This window comes from Gordonia sp. SID5947 (assembly GCF_009862785.1).
Taxonomy (GTDB): domain Bacteria; phylum Actinomycetota; class Actinomycetes; order Mycobacteriales; family Mycobacteriaceae; genus Gordonia.
Window position 1 is genome coordinate 622,269 of the sequence record NZ_WWHU01000001.1, and the last position, 20,957, is coordinate 643,225.

The 20,957-nt window shown below is 66.8% G+C and carries 17 protein-coding genes and 2 pseudogenes; 12 read left to right on the forward strand and 7 right to left on the reverse strand.

The features are described from left to right. Nucleotides 1-35: 35 nt before the first annotated feature. Nucleotides 36-2,090 (forward strand): hydantoinase/oxoprolinase family protein, encoded by a 2,055-nt coding sequence (locus tag GTV32_RS02945; protein WP_161058875.1) that lies wholly within the window; start codon nucleotides 36-38, stop codon nucleotides 2,088-2,090. Between the two features lie 25 nt (nucleotides 2,091-2,115). Here GTV32_RS02945 and GTV32_RS23105 read toward each other — a convergent pair whose 3' ends face one another. After that, nucleotides 2,116-2,292, reverse strand: coding sequence for a hypothetical protein (locus GTV32_RS23105; protein ID WP_202421571.1), 177 nt, complete (start codon nucleotides 2,290-2,292; stop codon nucleotides 2,116-2,118). Nucleotides 2,293-2,328: 36 nt separating this feature from the next. Between GTV32_RS23105 and GTV32_RS02950 the strand changes: the two are divergent. The 3 genes and pseudogenes from GTV32_RS02950 to GTV32_RS02955 all read left to right on the forward strand — a co-directional run bounded on the left by GTV32_RS02950 (nucleotide 2,329) and on the right by GTV32_RS02955 (nucleotide 4,656). Further along, nucleotides 2,329-3,791: pseudogene (locus GTV32_RS02950) on the forward strand (hydantoinase B/oxoprolinase family protein). Further along, nucleotides 3,776-4,021, forward strand: a complete 246-nt coding sequence (locus GTV32_RS23115) for a hypothetical protein (protein WP_202421577.1) — start codon at nucleotides 3,776-3,778, stop codon at nucleotides 4,019-4,021. Before GTV32_RS02950 ends, GTV32_RS23115 begins: the two are co-directional and overlap by 16 nt. Further along, a complete protein-coding gene (locus GTV32_RS02955) occupies nucleotides 4,018-4,656 on the forward strand; it encodes an isochorismatase family protein (RefSeq protein ID WP_161058876.1) in 639 nt (212 codons plus the stop codon). The genes GTV32_RS23115 and GTV32_RS02955 overlap by 4 nt, the downstream gene beginning before the upstream one ends. Here the strand turns inward: GTV32_RS02955 and GTV32_RS02960 are convergent. From GTV32_RS02960 to GTV32_RS02975, 4 genes and pseudogenes are all read right to left on the reverse strand, one after another. Beyond that, a pseudogene (locus tag GTV32_RS02960) lies at nucleotides 4,653-6,964 on the reverse strand (ATP-binding domain-containing protein). The gene GTV32_RS02955 and the pseudogene GTV32_RS02960 sit on opposite strands and share 4 nt — an antisense overlap. Then, nucleotides 6,961-7,575 carry a hypothetical protein gene (locus tag GTV32_RS02965; RefSeq protein ID WP_161058877.1) on the reverse strand — a complete coding sequence of 205 codons (615 nt, stop codon included), beginning with the start codon at nucleotides 7,573-7,575 and terminating at the stop codon, nucleotides 6,961-6,963. The pseudogene GTV32_RS02960 and the gene GTV32_RS02965 overlap by 4 nt, the downstream one beginning before the upstream one ends. A 110-nt stretch (nucleotides 7,576-7,685) precedes the next feature. Continuing rightward, on the reverse strand, nucleotides 7,686-8,717 hold the full coding sequence (locus GTV32_RS02970; RefSeq protein ID WP_161058878.1) for a DoxX family protein: 1,032 nt from the start codon (nucleotides 8,715-8,717) through the stop codon (nucleotides 7,686-7,688). A gap of 133 nt (nucleotides 8,718-8,850) precedes the next feature. Further along, nucleotides 8,851-9,534: an MBL fold metallo-hydrolase gene (locus tag GTV32_RS02975; protein ID WP_161058879.1), complete on the reverse strand. Its 684-nt coding sequence runs from the start codon at nucleotides 9,532-9,534 to the stop codon at nucleotides 8,851-8,853. 281 nt (nucleotides 9,535-9,815) lie between these two features. On the opposite strand from GTV32_RS02975, the gene uvrA reads away from it, so the two are divergent. Continuing rightward, complete coding sequence (gene uvrA / locus GTV32_RS02980) at nucleotides 9,816-12,698, forward strand: excinuclease ABC subunit UvrA (protein ID WP_161058880.1); 2,883 nt, start codon at nucleotides 9,816-9,818, stop codon at nucleotides 12,696-12,698. 55 nt (nucleotides 12,699-12,753) lie between these two features. Here uvrA and GTV32_RS02985 read toward each other — a convergent pair whose 3' ends face one another. Both GTV32_RS02985 and GTV32_RS02990 read right to left on the reverse strand, forming a co-directional pair. Next, on the reverse strand, nucleotides 12,754-13,017 hold the full coding sequence (locus tag GTV32_RS02985; RefSeq protein ID WP_202422056.1) for a PspA domain-containing protein: 264 nt from the start codon (nucleotides 13,015-13,017) through the stop codon (nucleotides 12,754-12,756). A gap of 92 nt (nucleotides 13,018-13,109) precedes the next feature. Next, nucleotides 13,110-13,541: a DUF1844 domain-containing protein gene (locus GTV32_RS02990; RefSeq protein WP_161058882.1), complete on the reverse strand. Its 432-nt coding sequence runs from the start codon at nucleotides 13,539-13,541 to the stop codon at nucleotides 13,110-13,112. A gap of 254 nt (nucleotides 13,542-13,795) precedes the next feature. Between GTV32_RS02990 and infC the strand changes: the two genes are divergently transcribed. The 7 genes from infC to argC all read left to right on the forward strand — a co-directional run bounded on the left by infC (nucleotide 13,796) and on the right by argC (nucleotide 20,933). After that, nucleotides 13,796-14,434, forward strand: a complete 639-nt coding sequence (gene infC / locus GTV32_RS02995) for a translation initiation factor IF-3 (RefSeq protein WP_161062301.1) — start codon at nucleotides 13,796-13,798, stop codon at nucleotides 14,432-14,434. A gap of 107 nt (nucleotides 14,435-14,541) precedes the next feature. After that, nucleotides 14,542-14,736: a 50S ribosomal protein L35 gene (gene rpmI, locus GTV32_RS03000; protein ID WP_161058883.1), complete on the forward strand. Its 195-nt coding sequence runs from the start codon at nucleotides 14,542-14,544 to the stop codon at nucleotides 14,734-14,736. Nucleotides 14,737-14,800: 64 nt separating this feature from the next. Then, on the forward strand, nucleotides 14,801-15,181 hold the full coding sequence (gene rplT, locus GTV32_RS03005) for a 50S ribosomal protein L20 (RefSeq protein WP_161058884.1): 381 nt from the start codon (nucleotides 14,801-14,803) through the stop codon (nucleotides 15,179-15,181). Nucleotides 15,182-15,215: 34 nt separating this feature from the next. After that, complete coding sequence (locus tag GTV32_RS03010; protein ID WP_202421579.1) at nucleotides 15,216-16,031, forward strand: RNA methyltransferase; 816 nt, start codon at nucleotides 15,216-15,218, stop codon at nucleotides 16,029-16,031. 186 nt (nucleotides 16,032-16,217) lie between these two features. After that, a complete protein-coding gene (gene pheS, locus GTV32_RS03015) occupies nucleotides 16,218-17,249 on the forward strand; it encodes a phenylalanine--tRNA ligase subunit alpha (RefSeq protein ID WP_161062302.1) in 1,032 nt (343 codons plus the stop codon). Nucleotides 17,250-17,324: 75 nt separating this feature from the next. Next, the gene (gene pheT / locus GTV32_RS03020; RefSeq protein WP_161058886.1) at nucleotides 17,325-19,799 is read left to right on the forward strand and encodes a phenylalanine--tRNA ligase subunit beta; all 2,475 of its coding nucleotides are present in this window, start codon (nucleotides 17,325-17,327) and stop codon (nucleotides 19,797-19,799) included. Between the two features lie 96 nt (nucleotides 19,800-19,895). Continuing rightward, nucleotides 19,896-20,933, forward strand: coding sequence for an N-acetyl-gamma-glutamyl-phosphate reductase (argC, locus tag GTV32_RS03025; RefSeq protein WP_161058887.1), 1,038 nt, complete (start codon nucleotides 19,896-19,898; stop codon nucleotides 20,931-20,933). Nucleotides 20,934-20,957: the final 24 nt, after the last annotated feature.

Genomic DNA, 20,957 nt, shown 5'->3' on the forward strand with positions numbered 1-20,957 from the left:
TACGCAAACAAACTTCTACGACCTTGGAGAACCACATGCGCTACCGATTGGGCGTCGACGTCGGCGGAACCTTCACCGATGTCCTGCTGCTGGAGGAGACTTCCGGCATCACCTACCGCGCGAAGACGCCCTCGACGCCCGCAGACCAGTCGATCGGTGTGCTGAACGGCATCCGAAAGGTGTGTACCGAAGCCGGCATCGACCTCGCCGAGCTCGGACAGATCTTCCACGGCACCACCGTGGCGACAAACGCGATCCTGCAGGGCAGAGGCGCCCGTGTCGGGCTGGTCACCACCGAGGGGTTCCGTCAGGTGCTGCAGATCGCTCGGTCGTTCGTCCCGGGTGGCCTCGCGGGCTGGATCATCTGGCCCAAACCGGAGCCGCTGGCGAAGCTCGAGCACACGGTCGAGGTGGTCGGCCGGATCGGTGCGGACGGTGTGGAGGTGACCGCGCTCGACGAGGCGCAGGCTCGTGAACAGCTGCGCAGCCTCGCCGATGCCGACATCGAGGCATTGACCGTCGCGCTCATCAATTCCTACGCCAGCGACGCGCACGAGAAACAGATAGCGCTCTGGGCGGCGGAGGAACTCCCCGGTATCCCCGTGTCGATCTCGAGCCACGTGCTGCCCGAGATGCGTGAGTACGAGCGCACTCTCACCACTGTCGCCAACAGCTATGTCCAGCCCGAGGTCTCGCGGTACGTGGGGAATCTCGCGCGATCGCTCGAACAGGACGGTATCTCGGCACCGCTGTCGATCCTGCGTAGCGACGGCGGCCTCGTCCAGGCCGCCAAGGCGGCCGAGGATCCGGTGTCGCTGCTGCTGTCGGGTCCGGCGGGAGGCGTGACGGGGGCCGCGTGGTTCGCCCAGCAGGCGGGATACGCCGACTTCCTGACCTTCGACATGGGCGGGACGTCGACGGATGTCGCGCTGGTCCTCGGAGGTGAACCACGTATCGGCCGGGAGACCAAGGTCGGCGATCTCGCGGTGCGCGCCACGAGTGTCGATGTACGAACGGTCGGCGCGGGTGGCGGGTCGATCGCGCACGTCCCGGAGTTGACACGGGCGCTGCGGGTAGGGCCACAGTCGGCAGGCGCCGACCCGGGCCCGGCGGCCTACGGCAGCGGTGGTACCGAGCCGACGGTGACGGATGCGAACGTGGTGCTCGGGTATCTGCAGAGCGAATTGGCCGGCGGCGAGGTCGAACTCGACGTCGAGGCCAGCCGTGCCGCGGTGTCGTCGATCGCCGACGCGATGGGTCTCGATGGTGTGGAAGCGGCAGCCGCGGGCATCGTCGACATCGTCAACGAGAACATGTTCGGCGCCCTGCGCCTGGTGAGTGTCCAACAGGGTTACGACCCCAGGGATTTCGCTCTCGTCTCGTTCGGCGGAGCCGGACCGCTGCACGCGAACGCGCTCGGCAAACTCACCGGCTCGTGGCCGGTGATCGTGCCGCCCTCGCCGGGTGTCCTCTGCGCATACGGCGACGCGACCACATGTCTGCGCGAGGAGAGCGCTCGCACATTCATCCGGGCCTTCTCGGAGACGACCGATGACGAACTGCTGGGGGCCTTCCGGGAACTGGCAGATGCGGCTGCAGAACGGCTCTCGGCCGAAGGTGTCGCCCGCGAGGATCAGACCACCCGGTTCCAGGTGGATCTGCGTTACCACGGACAGGGATTCGAGATCCCGGTCGACCTCGATCCAGACGTGATCGCCGGCGGTGAGATCCTCGCTGGCCTCGGAACGGCCTTCGACGCAGAACACCAGCGCCTCTTCTCCTTTCTGCTGAAGAACGAGCGTGAGGTGATCAACCTGCGTGTCACGGTGAGCGGCCCGCGCCCGGATGTTGCGTGGCAACCGCTCACCGACGGTGGTACCGACTCTTCGGCAGCGCTCGTCCGCACCGGTGAGGTGTGGATGGACGGGTCGAAGGTGTCGGCGGGAATCTACGACCGCGCCAAGCTGAACGCCGGCAACGTGATCGAGGGGCCGGCCGTGATCACCGAGATGGATTCGACGACGTTGGTGCTCACCGGCCATGCCGCCACCGTCCACGCCAACGCCAGCCTCCTCATCCGTCCGCTCTGACCACGCGTCGCCACTCCATCCGACCTCACACATCAGGAGCCCCGATGGCCACCATCGTCGAGACCGCCAGCACACCCGTCGACAAGGTCCCGGTCGACCCCGTCACCCTCGACATCATCGAGAATGCCTTGCGCAATGCGCGATACGAGATGGACGAGGTGCTGTTCCGCACCGCGTTGTCCCGGGGATCCGGGAGCAACACGACGAGTTCCCGCTCATCGCCGACCCCAGCGGAAAGATGGTCGTCGGGCAGTTCGGTCTCTCGGTACCCGACTTCCTGGACAATTTCGACGGCACGGTCGGTGAGGGCGACATCCTCCTGACCTCGGACCCCTATGCATGTGGCGCGGCCATCAGCCACGCCAACGACTGGCTCATCGTGCTGCCGATCTTCCACAGCGGCCGGGTGGTCGGCTGGTCGTCGATGTTCGGCCACATGTCCGACGTCGGGGGAAGACGCCGTGCTCGATGCCCGCCGATGCACACACGATCTACGAAGAGGGCGTGATCATCCCACCGTTCAAGCTCTACGATGCCGGAAAGATGAACGAGACCGCCCTCGACATCATCTTGAACCAGGTGCGGATGCCCGACTGGAACCGGGCCGATCTCAACGGTCTCGTCGCCGCGTGTACCACGGCGTCGCGCAGGATCGTGGAGCTGTGTGACCGGTTCGGCGTCGACGTCTACCTCTCCGCGCTCGACGCCTTGCTCGACCGCAACTACCAGGCGATGAAGGTTCTCCTGGCGACACTGTTCGAGGACGGTGAGACCGTCGAGTTCAGCGACTACATCTGTGACGACGGATGTGGTTACGGGCCTTACGAACTCACTATCAAGCTGACTCGAACGGGCGAGAAGATCCATCTCGATTTCAGTGAGGCGGCGCCACAAGCCGTCGGTCCGGTGAACTACTTCATCAACGAGAATCTTGTGCGGATGTTCTTCGGAATCTACGTCATCACCGTCGCGGATCCACAGATCCTGTGGAACGACGGGTTCTACCCACTCATCGACGTGACCATCCCCGAGGACTCCTTCTGGAAGCCGCGATATCCCGCCGCCCTCAACGGCCGCAACCATGGCATCGGCCGGGTGTTCGATCTGTTCGGCGGGCTTCTCGGCAAGAAGAATCCGGAGATCCTCAACGCGGCCGGATTCTCGTCGTCACCGCACTTCATGTACTCCGGTCACTACGACGGGGGATCGCGCGACGGAGAGTGGTTCCAGCTGTACTCGATCGGCTTCGGGGGGATACCCGGACGTCCGATGGGCGACGGTCCGGACGGTCACTCGTTGTGGCCGTCGTTCGTGAACATCCCGTGCGAGTACCTCGAGTCGTACTATCCGCTCCGGATCGAACGGTGGGAGACGATCGCCGACACCGGCGGCGCCGGACTGCACCGCGGCGGAAACGGTGTGGATGTGGCGTATCGGTTCGCCGAGCCGGGCACCATCGCCATCCATGACGACCGATGGTTGACCTACCCGTGGGGAGTCAACGGCGGCAAACCGGGCGCCCGGGGCAGGAAGTGGATTCAGCGCGCTTCGGGGAAGTCGAGATCCTGCCGAGCAAGATCCACGACGTCCCGGTCTTTCGTGACGATGTGCTGCACTTCGTCACGTGGGGCGGGGGCGGATGGGGCGATCCTCTCGACCGTGACCCCGACCTGGTCGCGCTGGAGGTGCGTCGACGTCTGATCAGCGTGGAGGGTGCTGCCGACGGTTATGGGGTGGTCTGCGATGCAGACGGTGTGGTCGACGCGGCGGCAACCCGTGCGCGCCGCGAGGATCTACGTGGCCACCGGGGGGAACTGCCGGTCTTCGACAAGGGACCTTCGCTCGCCGAGATCATCGATCGCTGTGAGGAGGAGACGGGGCTGCCCGCACCACGACCGCCGGTGAACGTCCGCAAGGCGGTTCGCACGTGAACGACACCCTCGGGTCGTATCGAGGATCGGGATTCGCCGGTCGTCTGGGGCCTGGGCGCCGGCCTGCGGTACTGGCGATCGACCTCGCCATGGCCTATCTCGACGACTCGTCGCCGCTGCGCGCGCCCGTCGAGGATGCTGTCGAAACCGCCGCGGTGCTCATCGACACCGGTCGTCGCGCGGGTGTCCCAGTCGTCTTCACCCGGGTGAGCTATCTGCCCGGCGGTGCCGACGGGGGCCTGTTCCGCCGAAAGATCCCGTCGCTCAAAGTGTTCGAGGAGGGGTCCGCGCTCGCGGACTTCGTGCCGGCATGTCGGCCGCGACCCGACGACACCGTGGTCACGAAGCAGTATGCGAGCGCGTTCTTCGGTACGTCGCTGGCCTCCACGCTCACGGCCCAGGGAATCGACACGCTGTACATCTGCGGGCTGTCGACCAGCGGATGCGTTCGCGCAAGCGCGACGGATGCGCTCCAGCACGGATTCCGCCCGCTGATCGTGGCGGATGCGTGTGGCGATCGGGAGGCCTCGTTACACGATGCCAATCTGCTGGATCTGCAGGCCAAATACGCGGATGTGATCGGTATCGACGACGCGGTGTCGTGGCTCACCGGGAGCGCGGACTCCTCGTCCTAGCTGCTCGCTCTCGGCAGGTCGGCGAGTTCGGCAGGCAGGTCCTCGGAGTGGACCACGGTCAGTCGCTGCGTCGCCCGGGTCAGTGCGACATACAGATCCGAGTACCCACGGGGAGAGTCCGTGACGATCGCCGCGGGCTCGACGACCACGATGTTGTCGAACTCGAGGCCTTTGCATGCGCCGACCGTGAGAACACGTGGTGGTGAATCGATGTCGCTCGACTCGGCGATCACGTCGTCACGGAGACGGGCGGGCACGATCACCGCGGTGACGCCGCTGAGCTCGGGTTTGCCCGCCACCTCCACCGCGACCTGTGCCAGTTTGGCGATGTCGGTGCGAATCGCGACCGGCTCTATCCCGTTGCTCCGCAACGACGTCGGCGGGGACTGCATCGGACTGATCTGCGCGAGCATGCGTGTCGCGTAGGTCATGATCTCGCCAGGCGTCCGATAGTTGACGGTCAGTTCACGTAGGTGCCACCGGTCGGCGACGTAGGGGGTCAGCACATCGCCCCAGGAGCGTGTACCGGCCAGGTCGCCGGTCTGTGCGGTGTCACCGATGATCGTCATCCAGCGGTTCGGTATGCGGCGCATCACCATTCGCCAGGCCATGGCCGACAACTCCTGCGCCTCGTCGACGATGACATGGCCGAAGGCCCAGTTCCGGTCACCGTGCGCGCGTTCGGCGGTGGTCAGCCGCTGCGTCTCGGTCTGGCGGGCCGCCAGCTGCTCGGCGTCGATGAGGTCGTACGCCATCAGGATCTCCGGATCGAGTTCGTCCTCGAGATCCTGCGGTGCCGACCCGGTGAGGATGTCCAGCGCGTCCTGCGCGTCGGCGAGTTGACGACGCCAGCGTTCACGTTCCACGCGCTCGGCATCGTCGGTGCCGTAACCGATCAACTCCGCGAGTTCGTCGAGCAGCGGGACGTCGGCCGGAGTCAGGTCGGCGCTGTCGGCGTGTGGGCGGCCGGCGGGGCGCAGCAGCGCGGTGCGATCCTCATCGGACCAGCCGGGGGAGGCCTTGCGTACCGCAGTGGGATCGGCAAGCAGATCGCGCAGCATGGCCTGCGGCGTCAACTTCGGCCAGTATTGCAGGACCGCGCGACGAATTTCGGGATCCTGACTCATCTCGTCGCGGATGTCGGCGATGTCGGCGCCGCTGAGCAGCTGGGAACCGTCGAGCAGACTCGAGCCGATCGCGCGGGCGTGCGCCTGGGCCAGGCCGTCCAGAGCAGTGCGCAAGAAGACCGGCTGGGCGAGATTGTGTGCGCGGCGAGAACTCCGTGCCTTTGCTCGGGCCGCCTTGATCAACGTCGAATCGATCATCACGTGATAGGTGTCGAAGTCCACGGGAACCGGCTTGGACGGCAACGACTGTCGGGCACGCACGGCGCGCTTCAGCAGATCGACCATGCGTAGATCGCCCTTGACGGCGGCGGCCTGCCGGCTCTCGGTCGCCGCGGCGTGTACGCCGGGGTAGAGATCGCCGATGGTGGACAGGAGCACACCAGACTCACCGAGCGAGGGAGAACCTGGCCGATGTAGGTGAGGAAGTCGTCGTTGGGGCCGATGATCAGAATGCCGCTGCGCGACAGGATGTCCCGGTGGGTGTACAGCAGGTACGCCGCCCGGTGCAGCGCCACGGCGGTCTTCCCGGTACCGGGCCCGCCTTGGATGACCGTGACCCCGCGGTGGGCGGATCGGATGATCAGATCCTGCTCGCGCTGAATCGTCTCGACGATGTCGGTCATCTCGCCCGTGCGGGCCGCGTTCAGCGCGGCGACCAACGCGGTCTCGTTGACCACGTCCCCGTGCCCGACGTCGTCGGGAGAGGCGTCACCGAGAGCCAGGTACTCGTCGTTGACGGCGCGCACCCGCCTGCTGCGGGTCCGGACATGCCTGCGACGATCGACGTCCTCGGGAGCCGCGGGCGTGGCCAGATAGAACGGCCGAGACAGCGGCGCACGCCAGTCGAGCAGCAGTGTGGTGTCGGCGTCGTCGTCGTCGAGCACGCCGATACGGCCGATCCGACGGACCTCGCCGTCGTCGAGATCGAGCCGACCGAAGTACAGATTGTGTTCGGCGGCATCGAACTTGGCGAGATCGTCGGTGTACATGCGTTCATAGGATTCGCGTTCGGAGCGCGCCTGTGGAGTGCCACCCTTCTCGCGCAACGTCGACGACAGTCGACGTTGCGTGTTGGCGCGCATGCGATCGAGCCGTCCGTAGACCTGATCGAGATGTGACTGTTCCTCGCTGATCCGCGAGTCCACGTCGGACTCCGATTTTTCCGTGTCTGTCGAGCTCACCGTCGTGCCACGCCTTCGTGAGATGTGGTCGACGCCAGTTGTGCGTCGCCTGCCAGGTCCGCCGATCGGATCGACGCGGTGAGCCGCGCGGCGGTGGGCGGCTCCGCCAGCCGCCGGCACACGGTTTCCGCCGCGCCGCGTAGCGCCGGATCCGGCAGTCGCTCGCCGAGCCATCGGATGGCGGACCGTTGCGAGCCCAGCGGGACGGTGATGGCCGTGTGTGCATCCCGAAGAATGCCGTGCCGCGACACGTACAGCGAGAATGTCTGGGGGACAACGGTTGTGGCAACGACCGGGTGGTCGGCGGTGGAGAGCATCATGCGATCGTAATTCGGTTCGGTGTGGTCGAGGACTGCGGTCTCGTCGTCGGTGAGCCAGGCGCCGACGGTACGAAGTCGCGCCCCGGGGGAAAGGTAGGGCGCCGCGGGGATGTATCCGCGTGCGGAGACGTGAGCGGAGTGTCCGGCGGCCAGATGGGACACCGTCACCCGGACCATCGGTGGCTCGGTGTCGCGGACGACCGACGCGAGCTTCGCGCGCAGTACCGCGGCCGACGCGTTGGACCCGACGGCGACGACGAGTGTCCGGCCGGCGAGGGAGTCCTCGCGCACGTGGTCATCGTCGACGCCGTCGGGTGTCGCCCATGGGTATGCATGGGCGGGGAAAACCGTCCTGTCGTCGGTTTCCGGCCTGCCCGGGCCGTGGGGGTCGGGAAGAGCGTCTATGAGCGGGCCTCTCGCCAGCGACGCCGGCCCTCCTCGGCACCGTCGTACGCCTTGTCCTTCGCACTGCCGGCGAGTGCCGCCGCCTGGTCGGCGATCTCGGGTGCACGATCCTTGATGCGGTCGGCGGCCTTGGTCACGCGCTTCTCGGCGGCCTTGGTTGCCTTGTCGGATCGCTTCTGGGCAGCTTTGGTTGCCTTGTCGGATCGCTTCTGGGCGGCCTTGGTCACCTTCTCGGAACGCTTCTGGGCGGCCTCAGCCAGATCTGCGGATCGCTTCTGGGCCGCACCGGCCAATTCCGGTCCGCGGTGCCGGATCAGCTCCGCGGCCTCGACGGAACGGTCACGCGCGGCCTCGGCGATCTCGGGCGCACGGTGTTTGATGACCTCGGCGGCCTCGATGGAACGGTCGCGCGCGGCTTCGGCGATCCCGGGGGCGCGATTCTTGATGACCTCGGCGGCGTCGGCGGAACGCTCACCCAACACGTGGGCGCCTTCTGCGGAGCGTTCGCGGATCGTGTCCCAGGTCGATTCCGATGCGGCCACTCCGATCGGCAAGGCGGCGGTGATCGCCTGGCCCGCCTCGCCTGCCTTGCGGCGACCACGCCACGCCAGCGAGGGCTTGCCCTCGGTGTCGACGGCCGCGATCAGCAGCCCGCCGAGCAAGCTCACGTTCTTGTAGAACTGGGTGCGCTGCCGAGCCCGGGCCGCCGGGTCGGTCTCTTCCCAGAAAGGGTGGCCCGCCAGCGTGGTGGGGACCAGCGAACCCGCGAGACCGAGGGCGGCGAAACGCGGGAACTTGCCCGTCGCCAGCAGGATTCCTCCGCCGACCTGGATCGCGCCGTTGACCCGCACCAAGACCTCCGGCTCGGTCGGGACGTTGTCGGTGACGCTGTTCGGGAGGGCCTCGACCGACTTGTCGACGAGATCCCGCGACATCTCGGCCTTGGGCGCAGGATTGCGCAGGGCATCGATGCCGGAGGCAACGAAGGCAGTGGCCAGCATGGGTCGGGCAATTCGGCGGATCAACATTGACGGCCTCCTCGTGACAGAACTCGGATGTTCGACCCCCCACGACTTGAGTGGTGAACCTCATCGAGGCTACCGGTCGCGGACAGCGCCCGCAGGTACGCGCGACGAGAATCGGCGTCGTCGTCCCGCGCGATCACCAGCCGCGCTCGCGCCATTCGGGTAGCGAAGGACGCTCGGCGCCCAGCGTGGTGTCCTTGCCGTGCCCTGGATAGACCACCGTCGAATCCGGATAGCGATCGAAGATCTTGGTCGACACGTCGTCGATCAGCGTGTCGAAATGACCGGGCTCCCAGGTCTTGCCGACGCCACCGGGGAAGAGGCAATCGCCGGTGAAGAGGTGAACCCCGTCGCCGTCGGTGTAGGCGAGCGCGATCGAGCCGGGGGTGTGGCCGGCCAGATGGATGGCGTCGAAGGTGAGGTCGCCCACCTCGATGGTGTCGCCGTCATCGATCAACCGGTCCGGGGTGACGGGCAGCTCGCCGGCATCGAGACGGCCCGCCGCCGTCGGCACGCCCAGTTCGCCTGCCACCTCGGTCAGCGCCTGCCAGTGATCGAAATGCTGATGTGTGGTGAAGATCAGTTTCGGGGTACCGGGCAGGGACCTGACCACCTCGAGGATCCGGTCGGCGTCGTTCGCGGCGTCGATGATCAGCTGGTCGCCGGTCTGTGCGGAGGTGATCACGTAGACGTTGTTGTCCATCGGACCGACAGACATCTTGACGATCGTCGCCGAGCCGAGGGTTCGCCGCTGAGGCCGAGGTGACTCCGAGAGATCGCCGGTGTAACTGTCGCTGAGGGATACATCCTGGGGGCTCATGGCCGTCAGGTTAGCCCCGGATCGTGCGCCGCTCACCCGGGCTCGGCGAACCAGCGGTCGGTCGGCCGACGAGGGTATCGTGGAACATCGGCCGAGGTGACCATCGGAGGCGGCAGGCGTGGAGCTCTCCAGCCAGGGGGAGGCCAGCCGAGCTCGCCGATCCTGTCGGTGGTCGCCCATAAGCTGTGCGCGGAGCGGTCTGGGCAGATCCGGATCGCGTCCTGCCAGCTCACACACCAGCACACCGGCGCCTGCCGGTCAGCAATGAATGAGGACTGCAAGTGGTTGACCGTCTCATCGTCCGCGGCGCCCGCGAACACAACCTGCGCGGGATCGACGTGGATCTCCCTCGGGACAGCCTCATCGTGTTCACGGGGCTCTCCGGGTCGGGCAAGTCCTCATTGGCGTTCGACACCATCTTCGCCGAGGGACAGCGACGCTACGTCGAATCGCTGTCAGCGTATGCGCGCCAGTTCCTCGGGCAGATGGACAAGCCGGACGTCGATTTCATCGAAGGATTGTCACCGGCCGTCTCCATCGACCAGAAGTCGACCAACCGCAACCCGCGGTCCACGGTCGGCACGATCACCGAGGTCTACGACTACCTCCGTCTGCTCTACGCCCGTGCGGGACGTGCCCACTGCCCCGAGTGCGGTGCCCTGATCGCCAAGCAGACACCACAGCAGATCGTCGACCAGGTCCTCGAGATGGATCAGGGCGTGCGTTTCCAGGTGCTCGCCCCCGTCGTCCGCACCCGCAAGGGCGAGTTCGTCGACCTCTTCGCCGAACTGCAGACCCAGGGCTTCTCCCGTGCGCGGGTCGACGGCACCGTGCATCAGTTGACCGATCCGCCGAAGCTCAAAAAGCAGGAGAAGCACGACATCGAGGTCGTCGTCGACCGTCTCGCCGTCAAGACCAGTGCGAAGCAGCGTCTCACCGATTCCATCGAGACCGCTCTGCGCCTCGCGGACGGCATAGTGGTCCTCGACTTCGTCGACCTCGACGAATCGGACCCGCACCGGGAACGCCGATTCTCCGAGCGCATGGCGTGCCCGAACGGGCACCCGATCGCGATCGACGATCTCGAACCGCGGTCGTTCTCGTTCAACTCGCCGTACGGCGCCTGCCCGGAGTGTGACGGCCTCGGCATCCGCAAAGAAGTCGACGAGGAACTGGTGGTCCCCGACCCCGACCTCTCGCTGTCGGACGGGGCCATCGCCCCGTGGTCGGGTGGGCACAATGCCGACTATTTCCTGCGGCTGATGGGTGGCCTCGCCGATCAGATGGGGTTCGATGTTGACACCCCGTGGCGGAAGCTGCCGGCCAAGGCGCGCAACGCCATCCTGAACGGCAGCGACCACCAGGTCCATGTGAAGTTCCGAAATCGGTACGGGCGAACCCGTTCGTACTACACCGAATTCGAAGGTGTGTTGTCGTTCCTGGCCCGGCGCATGGATCAGACCGAGTCCGAACAGATGAAGGAGCGGTACGAGGGGTACATGCGCGACGTGCCGTGCCCGGCGTGCCAGGGTGCGCGTCTGAGGCCGGAGATCCTCTCGGTCACCCTCGATCATCCGACCTTCGGACCCAAGTCCATCGCCGAGGTGTGCGCGCTGTCGGTGTCGGAGTGCGCCGACTATCTCAACGGCCTGGAACTCGACGCGCGTCAGCAGGCCATCGCCGGACGCGTTCTCAAAGAGGTCCAGGCGCGCATCACGTTCCTGCTCGACGTCGGGCTCGAGTACCTGTCGCTGTCGCGGGCCGCCGGCTCGCTGTCGGGCGGCGAGGCGCAGCGTATCCGGCTGGCCACCCAGATCGGCTCCGGACTTGCAGGCGTGCTCTACGTTCTCGACGAGCCGTCCATCGGACTACATCAGCGGGACAATCGTCGTCTCATCGAGACCCTCACGCGGCTCAGGGATCTCGGCAACACGCTGATCGTCGTCGAACACGACGAGGACACCATCCGCTCTGCGGACTGGATCGTCGACATCGGTCCGCGGGCAGGTGAGCACGGTGGCGAAGTGGTGCACAGCGGAAGCTACAAGGACCTGCTGCGCAACCGCCGGTCGCTGACGGGCGCCTACTTGTCGGGGCGCGACACGTTGCCGGTGCCGGCGATCCGACGACCGATCTCCCGGCGGAAGCAACTCACCGTCGTCGGTGCGCGTGAACACAACCTGCGCGGCATCGACGTACCCTTCCCGCTCGGCGTCCTCACCGCGATCACCGGTGTCTCGGGCTCGGGGAAGTCGACTCTTGTCAACGACATCCTCGCGACCGTGCTCGCCAACAAACTCAACGGCGCGCGCCAGGTGCCCGGTCGGCATACCCGGGTGAAGGGTCTCGATCATCTCGACAAGCTCGTCCAGGTCGATCAGTCACCGATCGGCCGCACCCCGCGCTCGAATCCGGCCACCTATACCGGCGTCTTCGACAAGATCCGGACGTTGTTCGCCGCGACCACCGAGGCAAAGGTGCGTGGTTATCAACCGGGCCGCTTCTCGTTCAACGTGAAGGGCGGGCGCTGCGAGGCCTGTACGGGCGAGGGCACCATCAAGATCGAGATGAACTTCCTCCCGGACGTCTATGTGCCCTGCGAGGTGTGTCACGGCGCGCGCTACAACCGGGAGACGCTCGAGGTGCATTACAAGGGAAAGACCATCTCCGAGGTCCTCGACATGCCGATCGAGGAGGCCTCCGAGTTCTTCGAACCCGTCACCTCCATCCATCGGTACCTGAAGACGCTCGTCGACGTGGGGCTCGGGTACGTGCGTCTCGGTCAGCCCGCGCCGACACTGTCCGGCGGTGAGGCTCAGCGAGTGAAGCTGGCCGCGGAACTCCAGAAGCGATCGACCGGCCGGACGGCCTACATCCTCGACGAGCCGACCACCGGTCTGCATTTCGAGGACATCAAGAAGTTGCTGGGTGTGATCAGCGGACTGGTCGACAAGGGCAACACCGTGATCGTCATCGAGCACAACCTCGACGTCATCAAGACTGCAGACTGGGTCATCGACATGGGGCCCGAGGGCGGTACCGGCGGCGGCATGGTGGTGGCCGAGGGAACGCCGGAGGACATCGCGGCGGTCCCGGAGAGCCACACCGGCAAGTTCCTCGCCGACATCCTCGAACTCGACGAGACGGTGGCGTCGGCGGGCTGACCTCCGAATCCGTAGCTTCAATCCGCGGCAGCCGCGGATTGAAGCTACGAAAACATCATTGGCCCATCGACTTGCGGATCTCGTCGAGCTTCTTCTTGGCGGCCTCGTCGCGTTTGCGCATCATCTCGTCGACCTGCTGCCCCTCGGGGGAGGCCTCGGCGAGCTCCTCGGAGCCGATCGCCGTGGCGATCCGGTGCTCGATCTTGTCGCGGACGAAATCGAAGGTCGGCACGCCCGACTCGTCGTAACCCGGGTCGGGGAGCGTCGTGCCGAATCCCGGCGACGGTGGAACCGACGTGGGCTGTGCCGTTTCGGGCAGGACCACCTCGGCGTCGACGACGTCGGGTCGGGGCTCGTCGCGCTTGTCCGGATTCACCCCACCAGCCTACGTCGTGCGCGGGGTGGGAAGGTCTATCTGCGCGGAGCGCGGACGGGACCGGTGTACTTCTCGCCGGGGCCTTCACCGGGCTCGTCGGGATGCGCGCTCGCCTCGCGGAACGCCAGCTGCAGACCCTTCAGGCCGTCCCGGATCGGGGCCGCGTGGATGCCCAGATACTCGGTGGAGGCCTGCACGAGACCCGCCAGCGAGGTGATCAGCCTCCGCGCCTCATCGAGATCGACGGAGTCCTCGTCGGCACCTTCGGCGAGCCCCAATTTCTCCGCGGCAGCGCTCATCAGCAGCACGATCGCCTTGGTGACCACTTCGATCGCCGGAATATCGGCCAGGTCCCGGACGTTGTCGATATCGGTCTGATCCAGACCGGCGATCCCCTCGCCACTGTCACTGTCAGCGTCGCCCTCACCGGGCATCTGTGCAGGTGACGAATAGGAGTTCTCGGTCATGGCTGTTAGACTCCCATAGCACGACCGCCCCGGTTTGCGCCGGGGTCGCAAGTGGAGTTCCGCTCCCACCGTCACGACGCGGTTTCACCGCAGTTGTACGGTCCGGTTCACGCCGACGTCTCGCCGCCCTGAGCAGCGCAGACCTGTCGGTCCGACAAATGCGTCGGAGAATCGGTCGGTAACGGAGCCCTGCGGATGCGATCAGCATCCCGGGGCTCTTCTGCTGGAGAGCCGCCTGCTTGTGCAGCCCAGTGATCCTGGGCCGCGGTTACCAGAGAAGAACTGATCAAGGAGGCCCCATCAGCACTGAGACCCGCATCAACGAGCGCATCCGCGTCCCTGAGGTCCGACTCGTCGGACCGAACTCGGAGCAGGTGGGCATCGTGCGTGTTGAAGATGCGCTTCGCTTGGCCATCGAGGCCGACCTGGACCTGGTCGAGGTCGCACCCGACGCCCGGCCACCCGTGTGCAAGATCATGGACTACGGGAAGTTCAAGTACGAAGCGGCCCAGAAGCAGCGCGAATCGCGTCGTAACCAGCAGATGACCGTCGTCAAGGAGCAGAAGCTCCGCCCGAAGATCGACGACCACGACTACGAGACCAAGAAGGGGCACGTCGTCCGCTTCCTCGAAGCCGGGTCGAAGGTCAAGGTCACCATCATGTTCCGCGGCCGCGAGCAGTCGCGCCCCGAACTGGGCTTCCGCCTGCTGCAGCGCCTCGGAAACGATGTCGCCGACTACGGGTTCATCGAGACCTCGGCCAAGCAGGACGGGCGCAACATGACCATGGTGTTGGCGCCGCACAAGGGTGCGAAGACCCGCCAGAAGGCGCAGGAGACCCGCGAGCGCGGGCGGAAACCTGCGGCCGCAGGCGACGACAACGCCAGCCAGTAGTCGCCGGTCGGGTGTCGAGCCCGACCGAGGGAACTGACCACAGCGCGCGAGATTCCGCGCCCGTGTCATCACGGGTGCGATCTCGCTCGCCCGAATGAAGGAAGAACATGCCGAAGAGCAAGACCCACAAGGGCACCGCAAAGCGTTTCAAGGTGACCGGCAGCGGCAAGATCGTTCGCCAGAAGGCCAACCGTCGCCACCTGTTGGAGCACAAGTCGTCGCGTCGCACCCGCCGTCTCGACGGCATCGCCGTGGTGAGCGAGAACGACACCCCGCGCATCAAGCGACTGCTGAACCGCTGACCGACTCCGGGCCACGCCCGGTGACGGCACACACCGACACCTGACGAACGAAGAGGATTGACACATGGCACGCGTGAAAAGGGCTGTGAACGCCCAGAAGAAGCGTCGTTCGACCCTGGAGGCTTCCAAGGGTTACCGCGGACAGCGTTCGCGCCTGTACCGCAAGGCGAAGGAGCAGCAGCTCCACTCGATGACTTACGCCTACCGGGACCGTCGCGCCCGCAAGGGTGAGTTCCGCAAGCTGTGGATCGCGCGTATCAACGCGGCGGCCCGCGCCAACGACATCACCTACAACCGCTTCATCCAGGGCCTCAAGGCCGCTGGTGTCGAGGTGGACCGCAAGGTGCTCGCCGACATCGCCGTCGCCGACCCGGAGGCCTTCACCGGTCTCGTCGAGGTCGCGCGCAAGTCGCTGCCGGCCGACGTGAACGCACCCGCTGCCTGACACCGGCGCGTCCCACGACATCCCACGACCCGTGATGGAAGTTCTCTCCGAACGATCATCACGGGTCGTGGCGTATGCAAAACTGCATCGCGCCTCGGTGCGTCGCGCGGAGGGTCGATTCCTCGTCGAGGGTGCGAACTCTGTCGAATCGGCGCTCGCCACCGGACGGGCCGAGCGAATACTGGTGCGCGAAGGCGACGTCGATCGATTCGCCGTCCTCGTCGACTCCGCGCTCGCGAACGGCCTCTCGGTAGAGGTCCTCTCCGAGCGGGCGGTCGCCAAACTGACGGAGGCCACCACCGCTCCGGGTGTGTTCGCGATCTGCCCGCTGCTCGATCGGCCGCTGTCGGCGGTGCTCGACGCGTCGCCGGGCCTGCTGGCCGTCGCGGTGGAGCCGCGCGAGCCGGGGAACCTCGGCACCTTGGTGCGATGCGCCGATGCGATGGGCGCCGACGCGGTGGTCGTACTCGGCGACTCGGTGGATCCGCACAACGGGAAATGCGTGCGGTCCTCGGCCGGGAGTGTGTTCCACGTGCCGATCGTGCGCGAGCGGGACGTCGAGGCGGGCCTGACATCGATCGGTGCTGCCGGCATCAGCGTGCTGGCGACCGCGGCCGACGGCGAACTGTCCCTCGACGACGCCGACGCGGTACTCGGCGCACGCTGTGCATGGCTCTTCGGCAATGAGGCCCATGGCCTTGACGACGCCGTGGCCAGACGTGCAGATCACCGGGTGTCGATACCGATCCATGGCCGAGCCGAGAGTTTGAATCTGGCGGCGGCAGCAGCCATCTGCCTGTACGCGAGCGCGCGTGTCCGAGCGTCGGGCCCGGCCCGCGACGCCCGGTGACACTGACCTCGGGCACCACGCAGCGAGGGACGCGATAGCAGCGCCCACCTGCGCCTCAGCACGATCGACCGGTCGTCTAGGCTGGTGGCTCGGGTGTGCGGGTGGACCGTGGTCACCCGACTTCCGACTTTTTCGAGACCGAGGAGATCGCCGACCGTGGCCAGCCCTGCCGACGACGCCCCAGAGATGCGGTTTCCGGAACCGCACGAACTCGACGCCGCCGCCGCGGCGGCCGTCGCCGCGTTCGAGGCCGCCGCAGACCTCGACGACCTCGCACACGCCAAGACCGCGCACCTCGGCGACCGTTCGCCGATCGCACTCGCCCGACGGGCTCTGGGGTCGCTCCCGAAGGAGGAGCGTTCGGCTGCGGGCAAGACCGTCAACGAGGTCCGCGGACGGGTCACCGCGGCCTTCGACGTCCGGACGACGACCCTGCAGGCCGAACGGGACGCTGCCGTCCTGGTTGCCGAAGCCGTCGACGTCACGTTGCCCAGCGGCCGACGACGTGTCGGCGCACGGCACCCGATCACGGTGATCGCCGAACAGGTCGCCGACGTCTTCATCGGGATGGGCTGGGAGGTCGCGGAGGGCCCGGAGGTCGAGACCGAGCACCACAACTTCGATGCGCTGAACTTTTTGCCCGACCATCCGGCGCGTTCGATGCAGGACACCTTCTACATCGCTCCCGAGGGCTCGCGGCAGGTGCTGCGAACGCACACCTCCCCGGTTCAGGTCCGGTCGATGCTGAGCCGCGACGTCCCGATCTACGTCGCGTGTCCCGGACGGACGTTCCGCACCGACGAACTCGACGCCACCCACACCCCGGTCTTCCACCAGATCGAGGGGCTGGCCGTTGACAAGGACCTCACCCTGGCGAATCTGCGTGGCACCCTCGAGGTCTTTGCGCGGGCCCTGTTCGGTCCGGAGACCACCACCCGGATGCGGCCCAGCTACTTCCCGTTCACCGAGCCGTCGGCCGAGGTCGACGTCTGGTTCCCCGCCAAGAAGGGCGGCGCCGGCTGGGTGGAATGGGGCGGTTGCGGCATGGTCAATCCGAATGTGTTGCGCGCCAGCGGAATCGATCCCGATGTCTATTCGGGGTTCGCATTCGGGATGGGTCTCGAACGAACCCTGCAGTTCCGCAACGACATCTCCGACATGCGTGACATGGTCGAAGGGGACGTCCGATTCACCGTCCCGTTCGGCCCGGCGGTCTGATCGATCGCCACCGATCCCGACCACCGGCAACTCCATACCCGCGACAAGCCCGAGCGATGAAAGTAGTTGGTTGACGTGCGTGCCCCACAGTCCTGGTTCACCGAGGTGCTCCGCCGGGGAGACCCCCAGTGGTCGGCGACGGCCGCAGAGATCGACCAGGGATTCGTCCGCGTCGGTTTCGAGATCGAGGATGTCGAGACCTTTCCGGCGACCACGGGCCCGCTGGTGATCGGCCGGGTGGAGACCATCGAGGAGCTCACGGAGTTCAAGAAACCGATCCGGTTCTGCACGGTCGAGGTGGGCGAGGAACAGCCACGCGGCATCGTCTGTGGTGCACGCAATTTCGCCGTCGGTGACCTCATAGTGGCTGCGCTGCCCGGCGCCGTGTTGCCGGGGCCCTTCGAGATCGCCTCGCGCAAGACCTACGGCCGTGTCTCCGACGGCATGATCTGCTCGGTGTCCGAGCTGGGGATCGGCAGCGACCACAGTGGCATCCTGGTGCTGGCGCCGGGCACGGGCGAGCCGGGCGCCGACGCGCGGGAGGTGCTCGGACTCGACGACACCGCCATCGACATCAACGTCACCCCCGACCGCGGCTATGCATTCTCGGTACGTGGACTCGGCCGCGAACTCGCCGGCAGTTTCGGCGTGCCGTTCGTCGACCCGGGAGTCGGTGCCGAGGCGCTGGCGACTGCCGAAGGCGATGCATGGCCGGTGGCGATCGACGAGGAGTCGTCGGCGACTCGGTACACCGCGCGGGTGATCGCCGGTGTCGACGCCACCGCCACCTCGCCGTGGTGGATGCAGAAGCGACTGCTGGTCGCCGGAATCCGTCCGATCTCCGCGATCGTCGACATCACCAACTACGTGATGATCGAGCTCGGGCAACCGTTGCATGCCTTCGACGCCGAGAAACTCGCGGGGGCCGTCACCGTGCGCCCCGCGCAGGCGGGGGAGAAGCTGACCACTCTCGACGATGTGGTTCGGGTCCTCGATCCCGAGGACGTGGTGATCGCCGACGACAACGGTCCAGTTGCGCTGGCCGGCGTGATGGGTGGAGCGTCCACCGAGGTCACCGCCTCCACGACGACCGTCCTGCTCGAGGCGGCGACCTTTGATCCAGTGCGTGTGTTCCGTACCGGTAAACGGCACAAGCTGACCTCGGAGGCCAGTAAACGATTCGAGCGCACCGTGGACCCGGAGGTCACCTCGGTGGCGTCGGACCGGGCGGCGCGACTGATCGTCGAGATCGCCGGTGGCACAATCGCGTCGCCGCTGAGCGAGGCGAGGGTCGTCACGAATCCCATGCCCTCGATCACGATCGCCGCCGACGAGCCAGATCGCACAGCCGGGATCGCATATCCCGCCGGGACCACCGCGGCGCGTCTGGCGGAGGTCGGCTGCACGGTCGCGGGTACGGATCCGCTGTCGGTGGCCCCACCGTCGTGGCGTCCCGATCTGCGCGAACGAGCCGACCTCGTCGAGGAGGTGTTGCGCCTCGAAGGTCTCGAGGACATCCCGGCGGTGGTGCCGCGTGCGCCGGCAGGCACCGGCCTGAGTGCGGCGCAGCGTCGGCGTCGCGGCATCGGCCGGACGCTTGCGCTCGACGGGTACGTCGAGGTGCTGCCGTACCCGTTCATGCCTGCCGGGGTCTTCGACATCTGGGATCTGCCCGCCGACGACGAGCGCAGGCGCACCGTCAAGGTGCTCAACCCGCTCGAGTCCGATCGCCCGGAACTCAACACCACCCTGCTTCCCGGTTTGCTCGAGATGACTGCCCGCAACATCGCCAGGGGACAGCGGGATCTGTCGTTGTTCACCATCGGCCAGGTGGTGATGGCGGGCGATCACGTCGCGGCGGTGGATACGCTCGACGTCACCACGCGCCCCACTGACGAACAGATCGCGGCGCTCGATGCGTCGCTGCCGGATCAGCCACTACATGTCGCAGTTGTCCTGACCGGGCTCCGTGACCCCGCGGGCCCATGGGGGCCGGGGCGCGCCGCCGACCACGTCGATGCCTTCGAGGCGGCCAGGACCATCGGTCGGGCAGCTGGTGTCGAGATGGTGTTGTCGGCAGCCGACGAACGGCCGTGGCATCCCGGCCGTTGCGCCCGCCTCAGTGTCGACGGTGAGACTGTCGGGTACGCCGGAGAGTTGCATCCGGCGGTTCTCGAACGGGCAGGTCTGCCCAAACGCTTGTGCGCGGTCGAGATCGATGTCGATGCGCTGCCACTCGTCGATCGCCTCCCGGCGCCGCGTGTGTCGCCGTTCCCGGCGGTTCTGCAGGACGTCGCGGTCGTGGTCGGGGACACGGTCGCATCCGCAGACGTGGCGGCTGCGCTGCGAGCCGGTGCGGGCGACCTGCTCGAGGCCATCGACCTCTTCGACGTGTTCACCGGCGATCAGGTGGGTGACGGCAGCAAGTCGCTCACCTTCGCTCTGCGGTTCCGAGCGTCCGACCGGACACTCACCGAGGAGGAGGCCAACGAGGCGAAGCTCGCCGCCGTCGCGCACGCGGGTGAGCAGGTGGGCGCACGACTGCGTTGACGACGGCGTCCGGACGATGTGCGGTGAGCTGAGGGGCGACGAGCGCGGGCCATACCCGGCTGTGAATCTATTTGCATGGACATGCATAATGATCGCATGACGATCAAGGTGGCAGTCGCCGGTGCGAGCGGCTACGCGGGCGGAGAGATACTTCGACTCCTGTGCGGACATCCGCGCCTTCGATCGGGAGACCTGGAGATCGGTGCGTTGACCGCGGGCGGCAATGCAGGCAGCACCCTCGGATCGCTGCATCCGCATCTTCTGCCTCTCGCGGATCGGGAACTCGACGAGACCACCGCCGAGGTCCTCGCGGGCCACGACGTGGTCTTTCTCGGTCTGCCGCACGGCAGGTCCGGCGAGATCGCCGACGCCCTGCCGCCGACCACACTGATCATCGACTGCGGCGCAGATCATCGGCTGGAGAACGCGCAGGACTGGCTCGACTATTACGGCAGTGAGCACGCCGGGACCTGGCCGTACGGTCTTCCCGAGTTGCCGGGCAATCGGGAGACCCTCCGGGATGCGAGCCGGATCGCGGTTCCCGGTTGCTACCCGACGGTGTCGGTCCTCGCCCTGCGGCCCGCGGTTGCCGCAGGCCTCGTGGAACCGCAGGTGACCGTCGTCGCGGTGAGCGGAGCGTCCGGTGCAGGCCGCTCGCCCCGGGTCGATCTGTTGGCGTCCGAGGTGATCGGTTCGGCGCGCGCGTACGGGATCGGTGGCGCGCATCGTCACACGCCGGAGATCGCTCAGGCGCTGTCGGCAGCCGCAGACCTTCCCGTCTCCGTCTCCTTCACGCCCGTCCTCGTGCCGATGGCGCGTGGGATCCTCGCCACGTGCACGGCGCGTACGAGTGCTACGGCGGACGAGATCCGGGCTGTGTACGAGAAGGCATACGGCGACGAGACCTTCATCCACGTGCTCCCGGAAGGAGTGCTCCCGACCACCGGATCGGTCATCGGCAGCAACGCCGTTCAGATCGCGGTGACCGTCGACGAACGTGCCGGCACGATGGTCGCGGTCGCGGCGATCGACAATCTGACCAAGGGCACCGGCGGAGCTGCCGTGCAATCGATGAACCTCGCGCTCGGCTGGGACGAGGCCGAGGGCTTGAGCACCGTGGGGGTGGCACCGTGACGACATCACCGGAATCAAGTGCGT